This window comes from Soehngenia sp., from assembly GCF_055108775.1.
In genome coordinates, this window is sequence record NZ_JBSQIL010000015.1 from 13,898 (window position 1) to 30,160 (window position 16,263).

A 16,263-nucleotide genomic window follows, 5' to 3' on the forward strand; every position below is an offset into this window, starting at 1 on the left:
TAGTCGTTCTAATTTTTTACTTTAATATCTTTTCTCTTTGAAGTTAGAATTCTTCTTATTTTAGCAAAATTATCAAATAATCTATTTCCAAATGTAAAAATTGCTGCGTAATATAATGGTACACCGAGTCTGTCACCAATATATGCTAGAAGTGCTGCCAATATTGCATTCCCGATAAATCCAGATATAAAAATAGTAGCATCAAATTTACCCTCTAAATTTGACCTTATCCCTCCAAATATAGAATCCATACATGCCAAAATTGCAACTGATACATATAAAGTATAAGCTGAGTTATAAGTGAATGGTAGTAAAAATCCTATTAGTACTCCTATAAGAACTCCAATCAAAGCATATACCATTTACACACTCTCCTTATTGAACTGTCTTTGCATATACAAAAGTAAAATCTCCACTATAAGCTGGTATGATGAGTTTATCTTTCATATATGGTTGTATTCCAATACCATAAACTCTTGTAAGCATATCAGAATAAGTCCCTGGAGCACTAATTGCAGCCATTAAAAGTTTTGGATCCCCTATCGCAGATATTATAAATGGCGTTCCTAAGCTCCTACCATTTACTCTTATAACTGGCCCTGCACATTTAATATCCGAAAAAGCTAAGACCCTCTCACCATTAATACTGATTGCTTCTGCTCCAGCTACTCTCAAATCATTTAAAATGTTTTGCATGTCTACATCATGTATTATACCATCATTAAAATCAAAGGACAATTCGTCTGAATTAATATTATCAAACATCACTATTTCTATCCCAGGCCCTTCAACTGACTTATAACCTGCTAACATCATGTTTTTTTCTTTTTCATCTTCTAGTACGTCTATTATATTGCTATCTCCATAATTCGCATTTTCAATTAATCCTAAATACCTTTCCTTTTCTTCTATATTAGATTTTAAGTCATCTATATCATTTCTTAATGCTTTGACTTCAAGCTCAAGTCTTTTTATAGACTCAATAGTTACTGGAGTAACCATTTGAATATTCATTTTTATCTGAGAAGCCAACAAAATTCCTACTAAAATGCTAAAAACTGCTATTACAATTTTCGGGTTAAAATCTTTCATATTATCTCCCCATTGATTATTGATCTTCTACTGGCTTTGCATAGATAAATTCTTTAGATTTTCTATATCTATCTATCCTTATATCTTGACTTTGAGTTAAATTGACAACATAATCATAATTTCTTAGTTGCCATACAATCCCCCATTTTATATTTAGTGCTGATTCTAAAGTATCAGGATTGCCTATTGCTTTTATAACAATAGGAGCTCCAGTTGATACACCATTTATTTCAATATGATTTCCTGCTCTTACTATCTCAGTAAAAGAAGTATACCTTTGATCATTTATACTTATTGCTTCAGCATCAGCTGCATTTAATATGCTTATCACCTGTAATAATAAATCCAGCTCATCAACTATTCCATAATTATCTGACATTTGTGGATCAACAGGAGGATCATTTATTTCTAATATGATTCCAGGTCCATGAACATCAGTATAACCAGCTAACATTCTATATCTCATGGCATCTTTATATAAATTTTCAGCATATGCATCATTAGAAATTCCTTCTTTTTCATATTGATCGATTTTCTTTTCTAACTCTTCTAATTGTTTGCTCAACAATTCTTTTTCACTTTTTAGTTTTGATACTTCGTTAGCTAGCTCCTGTGCTCTTTGAGTAGGTAATACCCCATTGCCTACAGTGCTATTTATGGTTTTAAATTGGATTGATAAAATCAATCCTAATACTAAAGAAACGCCAATAATTGCTAATTTTTCTATTTTTTTATTCATTTCAATTGCTCCTTAATAATCGTCTCTTACTAGGATTGGATATTCCCCTTTGTTCATTATTATCATTTTGGTGGGAATATTTTTCTTCTCAATATCTTTTATTATTTCACCAAGTTCTAGAAGTTTATATTTCATATTATAGATTGATCCAAATTCTACAGGAATATCTTTATCTAGAATAATTTTTATATTTTGATTGTCTTCTAAATCGAAATATTTAATTCTATTTACAACTTCTATTGTTTTTTCATCATTAAATATATCCAAAAAATTTCTGTAATCTAATTCTAGCTCTTGACCTTCATTGATTTCACCTATTGGAAAATTACTAATCAAAGTAATACCTCCTAATGGTTCATTTCTTTTTTCTAGTAATATTCCCCGAGAATCAAAAACATAATAAATATCATTAGTTAATATTTCCACATAAGGTATACGTTCTTGTATATTTATTTCTAATATGTTAGGAAGTTTTTTCTTTAACTTTACATCTTCAATATATCCTATAGTTTTTATATTGTTGCTTATGCTAAATCTATTCACTTTAAATAAGCTATCTCCAATATTAATTTCTGCCTTATCAATAATCTTTGTTTCATTTAAATGACTATTGCCATTAATTGTTATTTCTTTAATATTAAAATAATCAATTCTTATAAGTATGTTATATGCAATTAACAAAGAAGAAACAATTAAAAATACCCTTCTTATTATCCTTTTCTTTCTTCTCTTCTTTTCCACTCTAGTGAATTTGTTCATAAGATCCCTACTATCTTAAATATTGGATTAATTCCTCAACTATATTGTCTGTGGCATTAATATCCATAAGTTTGCTTGCATTAATTCCCATATCTGAAAGTTTATCTTTGTCTTTAATTAATCCAAATATTGTTTTAATAAGTTCTTCTCCACTTAAATCCTGTTCCTTAATTACTATACTTGCTTTAGCATCTTCAAATACTTTTGCATTATATTCTTGATGATTCTCTGCGGTATAAGCTTTTGGAATTAAAACACTAGCTTTCCCAAGAGCACTTATCTCAGCTAATGTTATAGCCCCTGCACTTGTAATAATCAATGTTGCAATGCTCATTGCTTTAGGCAATTCATAAAGATAAGGATATATTTTTATATTATTATTTATCTTTATATTTAAATTTTCTAGTTTATTAAGAAAGCTGTCATAATGTTTTTTTCCTGTAATATGAATTAGCTGAATTTCATCATCTTTTGAAATTTCATCAATACAGAATATCATTGCATCATTTAAACTAGCTTGTCCTCCACTACCTCCAAAAGAAACAATCACAGGTTTGTTTTCGTCAAATCCAAAGTAAGCATAAGCTTCTCTTTTATCAATCGTCATTAACTCTTCTCTAATTGGATTGCCTGTGAGTATAGTTCTTTCAGGGTGTTTGAAGTATCTCTTAGACTCATTAAATGTAATAAATATCTTATCAGCATATCTGGATAGTATTTTATTTGTAATACCCGGATATGCATTTTGTTCATGAATACAAATAGGTATATTATAAATCTTACCCATATATGCAATTGGAAAACATACATATCCACCAGTGGCGATTATGAGATTAGGTTTCAATTCCTTTATAATCTTTCTAGAATCTATTAGTCCGAGTATCAATTCTTTTAATGATTTGATGGACTGTATGCTTAAATTTCTTGGCATTCCCTTTACTCTTACTTCTCTGTAATTAAATCCCTCTCTAGTTGCTAACTCCTTCTCCATTCCATCTGGAGTTCCCACATAGTATATATTTATATTATCGTTAAATCTTTTTTTAAGTTTCTTTGCTATTGAAATAGCTGGATATATATGACCTCCAGTTCCGCCTCCGCTAACTATTATGTTCATTTTTAATGCTCCTATCTTTTATTGTATATCTTGATATATTAAGTAGTATTCCAATACTTGCTAAATAAAATATCAAAGATGTTCCACCAGAACTAATAAATGGTAAGTTTATTCCAGTAGCTGGTATAGATGATGTAACTACAGCAATATTCATTAATGATTGAATAGCTACTAAAAAACCAATCCCACTGGCAACAAAAAATGCAAATCTATCTTGTGAGTTAATGGCTACTTTGAATGCTCTAATTATGATTATAAAAAAAAGAGCAATTACAAATGTTGTCCCAACAAAACCTAACTCTTCTCCTATAATGGAAAAAATAAAATCATTATATGCTTCCGGTATGTAAAAAAATTTTTGTTTGCTCTTTCCAAGTCCTACTCCAAATAACCCGCCAGAGCCTAATGCATAGAGAGACTGAACTATTTGATACCCATCTCCTAATTTATCAGCAAATGGATCTCTAAATGCTTTAACTCTCTCTAACCTATACTCATTGCCCTCAGAAAAAATAGCAAATCTTAAGAATGCAACAGATGCTAAACCAGATATAAATATTACATAATATGGCATTCCAGCAATAAAATACATGCTTATCATTGTCCCTGCTACTGTTGCAGAAGTACTTAAATCTTTTTGTAAATATACTAATCCAGTGGATAATCCAATTATTAAAAAAGCAGGGATTAACCCATTTCTAAATGTAGATACCTTTTCTTTCTTGTTTTCTAAAAATGATGCAAAAAATATTATGCTTCCAAGTTTTATGACATCTGAAGGCATAAAAGTTGTAAAGCCTAAATTAATCCATCTTCTAGCCCCTTTTAATTCAATGCCTAAAGGAGTAAAAATCAATAATCCAGATAATATTGTTATTAAATAAATAATTCCAGCATTTTTCTTCAAAATACGATAATCTATATTCATTAATAATATCATTACACTAAGTCCAACTATAGCCCAAATAAACTGTCTTTTGAATAAATGTAGTGGGTCTCCAAAATCAGCCAAAGCTTTAGGAGAACTTGCACTATATACCATAACTACTCCGATAAAAACTAACATTATGGTTGAAAATAATATATAAAAGTCAGGTTCATGTTTTTGAATTTTATTTTTCATTAAACTCACTCCATAATGTCATTTACAATTTTTTTGAAATGCTCTCCTCTTTCTTCAAAGTTCTTATACATATCCCAACTAGCACTTGCTGGAGAAAGGAGAACTTGGTCATTAGGTGAACTTAAACTAGATGCTATCTCAACAGCTTCTTTCATGTCTTCCGCAATATATATATTATAAAAATTATTCATCAATGCAGTTTCTCTGATTTTATCCTTGTTCTGACCTAATACTACCAATGCTTTACATTTGTCTTTTAGAGCTTCTATAAGCTTTGAATAATCGGAATTCTTGTCATACCCTCCAGCTATTAAAATAATAGGTCCTCTTAAAGCTTCCACCGCTTTTATACTTGAATCTACATTAGTCCCTTTAGAATCATTATAATACTCAACATCATTTTTTGTTGTTACATATTCAATTCTATGCTCTACCCCTCTAAAAGTAGTAAGTATTGATTCAATTGATTTGTTAGATATCCCTAAATACTTGCAAATAGCCAAGACACCACATATATTTTCTAGGTTGTGTTTGCCTGGTAGTTTGATTTTATTGATATCTATTATCTTTTCTTCTTGTGAGCCAAATTTGTATACAATACTATCATCTCTTAAAAAAACGCCTTCATCTAGAATACTGTTCAGACTAAAATACAATAATCTAGGTTTATTATTTAATTTAATTTTCTTTAGAATTTCATTATCATAATTTAGAATAAGTAAATCATCTTCATTTTGATTAGCAAATATTTTAGCCTTTGAAGCTATATAGCTATCCATAGAGCCGTGCCAATTTAAATGATCTTCACTTATATTGAGGATTAATGCTATCTTAGGTTTGAAATCATTGGTATATTCTAGTTGAAAACTACTTAATTCAATAACAAAATGCTCATCTTCTTCTGCATTTGTAAGTTTATCAATTATTGGAAAACCAATATTTCCTAAGGCACTAGCTTTAAAACCTTCTTGTTTTAAGATTTCTGTTAATAATACAGTTGATGTAGTTTTCCCATTTGTACCTGTAATTCCATAAATATTTGAGCTCTTTCTATAGTGATATGCTAATTCGATATCTGATATTATTGGAATCATAAATGATTTAGCTCTTACTATGACTTCATGATATGGTGGAAAACCAGGACTTGTTATAATTAAATCCATATTAGATATTAATTTGCTTTTTGAATCCAATACCATGACATCATCTATTTTAGATTCCTGTAATTTTTTAAGTATTTCTTTATAAGGCAAATCATCATATACATAGATATGCTTTGTCTTTGTTTTTAAGAAATTAATTACAGAAATTCCAGTTAATCCTAAACCCAATACTAAAACATTCTTGTTTTCTACTATCATTTTATACACTTCCTATATGCTTAATATCCCAATAAGCCCAAATATAATACTTGAAAACCAGAAAACATGAACAACATCTACCTCTCTCCAACCTAATTGTTCAAAATGATGATGAAGAGGTGCCATTTTAAAAACTCTCTTGCCTGTTAATTTATAACTAGAAACCTGAATAATTACAGATAATGCTTCTAAGAAAAATATAGCTCCAACTATAGGAATTAACAACAATCTGTTTGATAATAAAGCAATTGATATAACAGCTCCTCCTAAAGCTAATGAGCCAGTATCTCCCATAAATATTTTAGCTGGATGACGATTGAAAACTAAAAATCCAATCAAACTTCCAACTAGTGATAAACAAATAATAACATAATTATTTAAGCCAATAGAATAACATATATATGAAAATACTATAAAAAATACTGAAGATATTCCACTTGCTAACCCGTCTAATCCATCTGTTAAGTTTACTGCGTTTACCGTTCCCAAGATAGCTATTAATAAAAATGGAATAGTTAAGATTCCTAAATCTAAAAATCTTGCCTCTGTGAAAGGAATCCAAAACTGTGTTGGATTTTGATTACTTCTCATATAATATATTATCAAAATAATAGAAAATATAAGTTGGCCAATTATTTTTTGAACTGCAGTTAATCCAAGATTTCTTTTCAATTTAACTTTTAAATAATCATCTAAAAACCCAACTAATCCAAATCCTAATGCAATTAATATAACCATAGCATCATCAATTGATTTATATCCAAATAAAATATATGAGATTAGAAATCCAATTAAAAATATTAATCCGCCCATAGTAGGCGTCCCTGATTTAGCCAAATGTGATACTGGCCCATCTTCCCGAATGCTTTGTTTAGCTTTCATTTGAGATAAAATTTTTATTATCTTGGGGCCAATTAGAATACTCGATGTAAATCCTAATATAATGCTTAAAAAAATCCGTATCTGAAAATTCATATAGCTTCTCCTTGTGTAATAGTTATAATAGTTTACTTGTATATTATATAAAAAAAGTTATGTTATTACTAGTATCTTTTATTAATTATATTTTTATGGTTTGCTTTCTTCAAAATACAAATCAACTATTGTATTTGTGTCTATTTCTTGACCTGCAAGAGGAAATTGCTGAGAAACTATACTTTCTTGCGAAATATTTTTATATTCTAGTACATATTTTATGTTTAATTCATTAAGTAATTTGCTAGCCTCTAGTAATGTCAATCCTACTAGATCAGGCATTATTAATTCTTCAGTGTTTTCTTCTATTTCTTCCTCAGACATTTCTTTGGGTACACCTAAATATTCTAAAGTCTTTTCTATAATATCTTTAGCATAGGGACCTGCAACTGTTCCCCCATAATAAGTTACAGATGGTTCATCAACTATAAACAAAACTGCAATTCTTGGATTTTCAACTGGAGCTACTCCGCCAAACGATGATATATACTTATCTTGAACATATTTCCCATCTATTATCTTTTCTGCAGTTCCAGTCTTGCCACCTACTCTATAACCAGGTATATATGATTTTGTTCCAGTTCCTTCTGAAACAGTCTTTTCTAGCATTTCGAGCATAATTTTACTAGTGCTTTGAGATATTACTTGCCTCTTAATTTCTGGTAAATTGTTTTTTACAATATTTCCATCTTCGTCTATTATTGTTTTAACAACATGTGGTGTCATTAAATACCCACCATTAGCAACTGCAGATAAAGCATTTATCATTTGAATTGGAGTTACAGCAACACTATGTCCATATGATATAGTAGCAAGATTAACATCACTAATATCTTTTGGTTGCATTGGAATTATTCCTCTTTGTTCTCCTATTAAGTCTATTTCCGTTAATTCTCCAAACCCAAATGCCTTTATATACTTTAACATAGTTTCCTTCCCGACCATGTTTGCCATATTGATAAATGCTATGTTGCATGAATTAGCAAATGCTTCATAAAGATCCTGATCTCCATGAGGGTCATACCATTTAGCACATCTTAATGTCACATTTGGTATTTCTCTGTAGAATCCATTGCAATGAAAATGTGTATTTTGATTTACTAAACCTTCTTCTATAGCTGCAGCTGCTGTTATAATTTTAAAAGTGGAACCAGGTTCATATAAATCATTGACTGAGTAATTTCTCCATAATTTAAACCACTCATTTTGCAATTGCTCTGAATCCAAATTAGCCCAATCCATTTTAGTTTGTTCATCAATTGGAGTTCTTGGAGAATTTATATTATAGTCAGGTTTGTTTGCCATTGCTAAAATTTCACCAGTCATTGGATCCATTACTATAACATTTACACTTTTTGCGTCATTGTTAACTAATGCCTCATATGCTGCTTCTTCAGCAAATCGTTGTATATTTTCGTCTATTGTCAAAATTAAATTGTTTCCATTTTGGGCGTCATAAATTATTTCTCCATCAAATGGTAGTTGTCTATTTACAGCATCTGTTGATTTTATCCATAAACCAGGGGTGCCTTTCAAATAAGAGTTATAGCTCTTTTCTACTCCGTACTGACCGTTGTTGTCAATATCTGTAAATCCTAATACATAGGAAGCTAAATTATTTAAAGGATAATATCTTTTTGTACCCTCTGTTATTGTAATTCCCTTTATGCCTAAGCTTTTTATAGCTTCTGCTTGTTCCAACGAAATCGATTGTTTTAATTTCCTCATATTTGTACCAGTTGTAATGAGCTTTAGAATTTCCTCTTCACTAATTTCTAAATGAGGAGAAAGTTGTTCTGCTACTTCTTGAGGATTTTCAATTTCTGCAATATATGCCCAAACTGTATAGGATGGAGCATTTATTGCTAACTTTTTACCATTTCTATCATATATTATTCCTCTTAATGGCTCTATTTCAAGTGATTTTGTCCATTGTCTCATTGCTTGTTTTTTTAAATCATTTGCCTCTACTAACTGTATCTTTGCTAATTTGTAAAATAAAAAAAACACGACTAAAGATACTATTATAATAGCAAACTTTAATCGTCTAATATTTAGTCTGGTTGGATTTTTCATCTTTAGTCACCTCAAATATGTGCTAGAAAAAAACCTATAACAACTTTTATTCTATCTTTAAAGCCATAATGATTTATTTCATTTGAATCATCTACAGCTATGTATACTATCTGATCTTTATCAGGATAACTCATGCCCAATAATTCTTCTGCTTGTTTCCCAATCTCTTGATTATTCTTTAAGCCTTCCAATCTTACATAGAGATCTTCTTTTTGCTGGGTCAGATTGTTTTTTTGTTTCTGAAGCTGATTTATCTCATATCTCATTATTTGAATATCTGAATATCCTTTAAGCAAAAATATAGAAGATAAAAGAAAGCAAATAGAGACTAAAATATAGCTTGTTTTATTGACAACAGATCTCTTCTGTACTTTTTTTTCTATTTTTTTCTCCGCAGGCTCTTCAATGCGTTCATAATTAATTTTTTCAGCAATCATTTAAGCCCCTCCTCTTATTTGCTTATATTTATATCCTCTCAACTATTCTTAACTTAGCTGAATGAGATCTAGGATTTACTTTCATTTCTTCATCTGAAGGCAAAATAGGTTTCTTAGTTATAATTTCTACTTTCTTTTCATGATTACATATACATACTGGAAATTCTTTAGGGCATATACACCCTGTACTTAATTCTTTGAATTTATCTTTTACTACCCTATCTTCAAGTGAATGGAATGTTATAATTACTAATCTCCCACCAACATTTAATAAATCCACCATATCATCAATTGAATTTTCTAAAACTCCTAACTCATTGTTTACTTCAATTCTAATGGCTTGAAATATTCTCTTAGCTGGGTGATGACCTGATTGCCTTACTTTTTTAGGTATAGCTTTTTTTATTATATCTACAAGTTCAAAAGTAGTATCTATTGATTTAGTTTTTCTTTCCTGTATTATAAACTCTGCTATTCGCTTACTCCATCGTTCTTCCCCATATTTATAAAAAATATCTGTTAACTCTTCTAAACTATATTCATTTACAACATTCCAAGCAGAAAATTCTTTTGAAACATCCATTCTCATATCTAATGGAGCATCTAAATTATATGAAAATCCCCTTATAGCTGTATCTAATTGATGTGAAGACACTCCTAAATCTGCAAGGATCCCATCTACTTTTGTAATTCCTAGTTCACTTATTACATTCTTAATATCTTTATAGTTCCTATGAATTAGGACAACTTTTTCTTTGTACTCTTGTAAAGTTTCAGATGATTTTTTTATTGCATTAATATCTTGATCGATACCAATAAGCTTGCCATCCTTTAACAATTTTACTATTTCTTTAGAATGACCAGAGCCTCCAATAGTAGCATCTACGTATATACCATTTTCTTTGATATTTAATCCAGTTATAACCTCATTTAGCATAACTGGAATATGCTTAAATTCCATAATATACCCCTATATACCTAATAATGACATTTTTTCCGCTATGCTTTCATAACTTAAATTGTCATCTTCATTATATTCTTCCCATAACTTTTTACTCCAAATTTCTAACCTTGTTGAAACTCCAATTATTACTGCTTCCTTTTCAAGCTGTGAATGCTCTCTTAAATTAGATGGTATCAAAATGCGCCCTTGTTTATCTAAACAGCATTCAGTAGCCCCTGAAAAGAAAAATCTCACGAAAGCTCTTGCATCTTTGTTGGTAAGTGGAAGTGATTTCAATTTTTGCTCAAGTATATCCCATTCATTTTTTGCATATACAAATAAACAGTTATCCAGCCCCTTAGTTAAGATGAACTCAAATCCTAATGGCTCACGGAATTTAGAAGGAATAGTTAACCTTCCTTTGTCATCTAGTGTATGGAAATATTCACCAATAAGCATTTATATCACACCCTATGTTCCACTTTCCCCCACTTTGTACCACTATACCTATATAGTATACCAATTATTAAAAAATTTCTACTATTTAATACGTTAAAGATAAAATAGGGATAAATGTCCCAAAATCATGTAGGATAAAATAATTAATTTGGAGATCTTCTTTAAGGTAAGAATTAGTATATGACGGTGATTAGATAAGAAAGCGCTAAATAATTATATTGAGTTTTAAGGATTGAAAAATCTAGAACTTATGCTAAAAATTAGCAATGAGTATTGTAATCGAGTTAAACAATCTGATTTTTATTTATGTATTTATGTTGATGATAAAGTAGTAAACTTTCAAAATCTAGTGTTTGCTCTTGCAAATTAAAAGAGGATCCCTCATTAATTAGGAATCCTCTTAGAGATATTTATATCTTCTTTACTTCCATCCTTTTTTTCCTAAAGATAATTGTTCCAGCGATTATGAATAGTACGCTAATTAGCTGTGCAACCCTTATATTACCAAGCATAAGACTATCAGTTCTTAAGCCTTCTATAAAAAACCTACCTAAAGAATAAAAGATCAGATATAATCCAAACAATTCTCCATCATTTTTACTTTTATTGTTTTGGTAATATATAAGCAAACCAAACCCTATCAAATTCCATATTGATTCATATAAAAATGTGGGATGAACTTTTTCTCCGTTTATAATTATTCCCCAAGGCAAATTAGTTGGTCCACCATATGCCTCTTTGTTTACATAATTTCCCCATCTTCCAATTGCTTGCCCTAATATCAAGCTAGGTGCAACTATGTCAGCTAATTTCCAAAAATCAATTTTCTTAACTCTCGAAAATATTATCCCCACTATAATACCAGCTATTATAGCTCCGTGTATTGCCAATCCACCACTCCTAATGTTTAATATCTGAGATGGATTTTGTGAATAGTATTCCCACTCAAATATAACATAGTATATCCTAGCACCAATTATTGCACTAGGCAGTAGAAACAAAGCAAAATCAAGTATGTCATCTTCTTTTAAACCTTTCTTTTTTGCTGATCTAAGTGCTAACATAATTCCAACTAAAACAGCAAATGAAATTATGATGCCATACCATTTAATTTCTAATCCAAAAATAGTAAATGCTACAGAATACATTTTTAAACCTCCGTGATATTTATTCTGGTAATATTAAAGATATAGATGTCCTTTCTTCAACAAAATTTTCTTTAAACCTTTCTATTATGTTATCAAAATTAATTTTTTCTAATAAATCTAGATAATCTATTAATAAGAAATCTTGAAAATATAGATCTGTAAAATTATTTGCTATATATTCAATAGAGTTTAATCCCATTAAAAACTCTCCTATTTGCTTTTTCTTAGCTCTTTCAAATGAATCTAAAGTTAAATATTTCAAAGGATCTTTCATAAGTTCTATTATCATTTTATATACACTATCTGGTTCTTCACTTATCCCGTAAATTATAGTATGTCCATAATCTGTTTTACCAGTGTAATATGCTCCAAAATGATCGTCAATCAAGCCTTTTGTATATAAGTTTTGATAAAATTCTGAGCTTCTTGAAAACAACATATCTAATATTATATTAGTGATCAAATCTTTTTCAACTGTCTCTTTACCTGTTAGATTTACATTTATATCCTTTATTCCAATGTTGAAAATCGGGTATGAAGTTGACATTTTTTCTTCAATTCTTGCCATATTTATTTCTTGAGGCTCTTTTACTTTTACTTTATCATAATTCAATTTGACAAACGAATGCTTCATAAATTCTGAATTCAATTCATTTATAACTTGTTTAAAATCAATGTCTCCTACTAAAACTAGTACCATCGATTCAGGATTATAAAATAATTTATATGCTAAGTCCAAATTTTCTTTATTTATCATTTGTATGCTTTCTACCGTACCAGCAATATCAATCTTAATTGGGTGGTTAATATACAAAGCATTTAATAAATTAAAAAACACTTTCCAATTTGGGCTGTCTTGATACATTTGAATTTCTTGAGCAATAATACCTTTTTCTTTCTCAACATTTTCATGTGTAAAAAAAGGTTCCATTACTAAATTTACTAGTTCTAATAAACATTCCGTAAAATTTTCAGTCGTACTAAAAAGGTATGAAGTTTGATTAAAGCTAGTAAATGCATTAACATCAGCGCCTAAATCAGAGAATTTTTCAAAAAAATCTCTTTCTGGATCTTCAAAAAGCTTATGCTCTAAAAAATGAGCTATGCCATCTGGCAGCTTTATAATCTCTCCATTATTAAGTGATCTAAATTCGTTGTCACATGAGCCATGATTTGTTGAAAAAACTGCGTATTTTTTAGTAAATCCTAATTTAGGATAGTAGTAAACTTTTAAACCATTATTAAGAACTTCTTGATATACTTCTTCTTTTATTTTTTCATTCTTAATCAGTAACATCGACATCTTCCTCACCTTCTCTTGTTAATACATAAATCGTGTCTAAACTAATCTTATTAAAAGCTGAGACTATCTCATCTTTCTTAATATTATTTATCTTTTTTATCCTATCTTCTATGCTTTCGAAATTTGACGTTATAATATTATCAAATTCGAAGCTAGTGATAGAATGATTTGAATCTTCTACCGATCTTAAACTAGTTATAATCTCTTTCTTAGCTAATTCAATATCTTTTTCTGAAAAATCAGCTTCTTTTATACTCTTAATTTGTTCATTTATCAAGTCTAATGCTTTTTGCATATTTTTGAAATCTACTCCAGAGTCAATGATTATTATTGATTTATGTTTAAATAGCATTGAATTAGCATAGTATGCAAGGCTATTTTTTTCTCGAACTTCTCTGAATAATTTAGAATTAGGACTGCCTCCTAAAATTATGTTTCCAAGAGTCAAAGCTTCAAAACTTTCATCTTCATAAGGAATACCAGTTAATAATCCTAAAACTAATTTTCCTTGATTTACTTTCAATCTCTCAACAATATGGTTTCTATGCAATGATTTTTCCTTTATACTTTCCCTAGGAATTTCATTTACATTTTCTCTATATTTAATCTCATCTGGAATAAACTTATCTATTTTTAAATTTTTATGATTTCCTACATATACCATTTCTATAGGAGTATTTAGTACCATATTTTTGTAATAATCTGTTAATTTATGGTTATCAATAAATTCTAGATCTTCCTCATATCCTAGACTATAAATCCCAAATTTTTCTGATTTGCACATTTCTTCAATACATCTTGAAATTGCATAACTTCTCTTATCGTTTATTCTATTATTAATTTTCTTTTTTAAATTAGCTTTTTCCTGTTCAACATATTCTTCTAAAAGAAGTCCATCCTTTAATAATGGATTAAAAATTATATCAAAAAGAACTTCTATTGCCATTTCATCAAATGATTCTGAATTAGTATATTTAGAATCTGCCCACTCTAAAGTAAATTTAATTATTTGTTTCTCCCCTACCTTATACACGTCATAATCAAAATTAGCCCCATATAGACGTTCAAGTTCTCTTTCCAGTGCAATAAAATTATTATATTTTTTACTCCCTCTACTTAATACCATTGGTAACAAAGCATTGTAAGTTACATCTTCTCTATTTAATGTATTTATGAAGAAAAAACTTAAAAGATTTGATTTAAATTTATCAGTATATATAAAGCTAACATTAATTCCTTTCCCCAAATTCTCTTTTATTTTATTTTGAGTCAACTTTACCACTCCTTCTAAAGCATTTGTCTTTAAATGTATACCTGTACATGGTATACCCAAAAATATCTCTTTTAATAAAAAATAAGGGGAAATCCCCTTATTTTAAGTCTTTAATTATCTTGACACCAGAACTAGTTCCAATTCTTGTTGCTCCTGCTTCTATCATTTTGTTTAAAGTTTCTAAATCCCTGATTCCTCCAGATGCTTTAACCTCTAACTCATCTCCTACTGTTTTTTTCATAAGTCTTACATCTTCAAAAGTTGCTCCACCAGTACTAAATCCAGTTGAAGTCTTAACAAATTGAGCTTTTGCTTTCTTAGCAAGTTCGCAAGCTTTTATCTTCTCATCATCATTTAAAAGGCAGGTTTCGATTATTACTTTAACTATGCCATTTTTTTGATTTGTCAATTCAACAATCTCTTTTATTTCATTATAAACATAATCATAATCTTTATCCTTTAGTTTGCCTATGTTTATGACCATATCTATTTCATCGGCTCCATTATTTAAAGCTTCTTTTGTTTCAAATAATTTGGTTTCTTTTGTATTTGCTCCCAAAGGAAATCCCACTACAGTAGCTACTTTAACATCTGAATCAGCTAATTCTTTTTTACATAATTTTACATAACAAGGATTTACGCAAACTGCCATAAAACTATATTCTTTAGCTTCTTTACATAATTTTATAATATCGAGCTCTGTTGCTTCAGGCTTTAATAAAGTATGATCAATATATTTGTTTAATTCCATTTTTACACCCCTATCTTATTATTTCAACTATATCACCATTTTTAACACCAGCTGCATTGCCTTCTTCAATATCAACGTGCATTTCTAGTGCAAATTCAGGGTGAACCCTAACCAAAACATTTTCAAATATTAAGCCTCTTGGACCTTTAGTCTTTACATTAACTACATCTTTATCTTTAACTCCAAATTCTTCTCCATCAGTAGTATGCATGTGGATATGTCTAGCCGCTACAATTACACCTTCTTTTATTTCTATTTCTCCTTTTGGTCCAATTATCTTAGCCCCTGGCGTATTTGCCAAATCTCCAGAATTCTTTATGACTGGCTCTATCCCTAAAGTGTATGCATCAGTAATAGAGATCTCTATCTGAGTACTTCCTCTAGTTGGCCCTAAAATCCTAACATTTTTAATAGAGCCTTTTGGCCCTACAATTTCTACTTTTTCTTCACAAGCATATTGCCCTGGTTGAGATAAATCTTTAAATTTTGTAAGTTCATATCCATGCCCAAATAATTTGTCTAAATCTTCCTTACTCAAGTGAATATGCCTATTTGATAATGCTATGGGTAAAATTGTTTTCATTAACTAACCTCCTGATTTGTTTGTTCGTTTTGTAAACTTAAATGAAAATTGAGGACTCCAAACTCTCTATGGTACAATGTTTTTGCAACAAACAAATACCTCCCAGAAAGGATGAAGTCCTCAT

General features: G+C 29.5%; 18 protein-coding genes. 1 reads left to right on the plus strand and 17 read right to left on the minus strand.

Annotated features, from left to right (window positions below):
• Positions 1–8: 8 nt before the first annotated feature.
• The 12 genes from ACTB1H_RS03480 to mraZ form a co-directional block, all read right to left on the minus strand.
• A complete protein-coding gene (locus ACTB1H_RS03480; RefSeq protein WP_463261446.1) occupies positions 9–362 on the minus strand; it encodes a small basic family protein in 354 nt (117 codons plus the stop codon).
• A gap of 13 nt (positions 363–375) precedes the next feature.
• The gene (locus ACTB1H_RS03485) at positions 376–1,092 is read right to left on the minus strand and encodes a DUF881 domain-containing protein (protein WP_463261447.1); all 717 of its coding nucleotides are present in this window, start codon (positions 1,090–1,092) and stop codon (positions 376–378) included.
• Positions 1,093–1,108: 16 nt separating this feature from the next.
• Positions 1,109–1,831: a DUF881 domain-containing protein gene (locus tag ACTB1H_RS03490; protein ID WP_463261448.1), complete on the minus strand. Its 723-nt coding sequence runs from the start codon at positions 1,829–1,831 to the stop codon at positions 1,109–1,111.
• Positions 1,832–1,843: 12 nt separating this feature from the next.
• Positions 1,844–2,572 carry a cell division protein FtsQ/DivIB gene (locus ACTB1H_RS03495; protein WP_463261449.1) on the minus strand — a complete coding sequence of 243 codons (729 nt, stop codon included), beginning with the start codon at positions 2,570–2,572 and terminating at the stop codon, positions 1,844–1,846.
• Positions 2,573–2,600: 28 nt separating this feature from the next.
• Complete coding sequence (murG, locus tag ACTB1H_RS03500; protein WP_463261450.1) at positions 2,601–3,707, minus strand: undecaprenyldiphospho-muramoylpentapeptide beta-N-acetylglucosaminyltransferase; 1,107 nt, start codon at positions 3,705–3,707, stop codon at positions 2,601–2,603.
• Positions 3,691–4,830 carry a putative lipid II flippase FtsW gene (ftsW, locus tag ACTB1H_RS03505; protein WP_463261451.1) on the minus strand — a complete coding sequence of 380 codons (1,140 nt, stop codon included), beginning with the start codon at positions 4,828–4,830 and terminating at the stop codon, positions 3,691–3,693. Before ftsW ends, murG begins: the two co-directional genes overlap by 17 nt.
• 5 nt (positions 4,831–4,835) lie before the next feature.
• Entirely contained in the window at positions 4,836–6,191 is a 1,356-nt protein-coding gene (gene murD, locus ACTB1H_RS03510; RefSeq protein WP_463261463.1) for a UDP-N-acetylmuramoyl-L-alanine--D-glutamate ligase, read from the minus strand.
• A 12-nt stretch (positions 6,192–6,203) separates the two neighbouring features.
• Complete coding sequence (gene mraY, locus ACTB1H_RS03515; RefSeq protein WP_463261452.1) at positions 6,204–7,166, minus strand: phospho-N-acetylmuramoyl-pentapeptide-transferase; 963 nt, start codon at positions 7,164–7,166, stop codon at positions 6,204–6,206.
• 93 nt (positions 7,167–7,259) lie between these two features.
• A complete protein-coding gene (locus tag ACTB1H_RS03520) occupies positions 7,260–9,242 on the minus strand; it encodes a penicillin-binding transpeptidase domain-containing protein (RefSeq protein WP_463261453.1) in 1,983 nt (660 codons plus the stop codon).
• Between the two features lie 11 nt (positions 9,243–9,253).
• The gene (locus ACTB1H_RS03525; RefSeq protein ID WP_463261454.1) at positions 9,254–9,679 is read right to left on the minus strand and encodes a septum formation initiator family protein; all 426 of its coding nucleotides are present in this window, start codon (positions 9,677–9,679) and stop codon (positions 9,254–9,256) included.
• A gap of 28 nt (positions 9,680–9,707) precedes the next feature.
• A complete protein-coding gene (rsmH, locus tag ACTB1H_RS03530) occupies positions 9,708–10,640 on the minus strand; it encodes a 16S rRNA (cytosine(1402)-N(4))-methyltransferase RsmH (protein WP_463261455.1) in 933 nt (310 codons plus the stop codon).
• 9 nt (positions 10,641–10,649) lie between these two features.
• Positions 10,650–11,081: a division/cell wall cluster transcriptional repressor MraZ gene (gene mraZ / locus ACTB1H_RS03535; protein WP_463261456.1), complete on the minus strand. Its 432-nt coding sequence runs from the start codon at positions 11,079–11,081 to the stop codon at positions 10,650–10,652.
• 232 nt (positions 11,082–11,313) lie between these two features.
• On the opposite strand from mraZ, the gene ACTB1H_RS03540 reads away from it, so the two are divergent.
• A complete protein-coding gene (locus ACTB1H_RS03540; protein ID WP_463261457.1) occupies positions 11,314–11,451 on the plus strand; it encodes a hypothetical protein in 138 nt (45 codons plus the stop codon).
• 40 nt (positions 11,452–11,491) lie between these two features.
• On the opposite strand, the gene lgt is transcribed toward ACTB1H_RS03540, so the two are convergent.
• The 5 genes from lgt to pduL are packed head-to-tail and all read right to left on the minus strand — an operon-like array spanning position 11,492 to position 16,139.
• On the minus strand, positions 11,492–12,229 hold the full coding sequence (lgt, locus tag ACTB1H_RS03545; RefSeq protein WP_463261458.1) for a prolipoprotein diacylglyceryl transferase: 738 nt from the start codon (positions 12,227–12,229) through the stop codon (positions 11,492–11,494).
• A gap of 19 nt (positions 12,230–12,248) precedes the next feature.
• Positions 12,249–13,532, minus strand: a complete 1,284-nt coding sequence (gene yfmH, locus ACTB1H_RS03550; RefSeq protein ID WP_463261459.1) for an EF-P 5-aminopentanol modification-associated protein YfmH — start codon at positions 13,530–13,532, stop codon at positions 12,249–12,251.
• A complete protein-coding gene (gene yfmF, locus ACTB1H_RS03555) occupies positions 13,513–14,865 on the minus strand; it encodes an EF-P 5-aminopentanol modification-associated protein YfmF (protein ID WP_463261460.1) in 1,353 nt (450 codons plus the stop codon). The genes yfmH and yfmF overlap by 20 nt, the downstream gene beginning before the upstream one ends.
• Before the next feature lie 37 nt (positions 14,866–14,902).
• Positions 14,903–15,556: a deoxyribose-phosphate aldolase gene (gene deoC, locus ACTB1H_RS03560; RefSeq protein ID WP_463261461.1), complete on the minus strand. Its 654-nt coding sequence runs from the start codon at positions 15,554–15,556 to the stop codon at positions 14,903–14,905.
• A gap of 10 nt (positions 15,557–15,566) precedes the next feature.
• Entirely contained in the window at positions 15,567–16,139 is a 573-nt protein-coding gene (gene pduL, locus ACTB1H_RS03565) for a phosphate propanoyltransferase (RefSeq protein WP_463261462.1), read from the minus strand.
• Between the last annotated feature and the right edge of the window lie 124 nt (positions 16,140–16,263).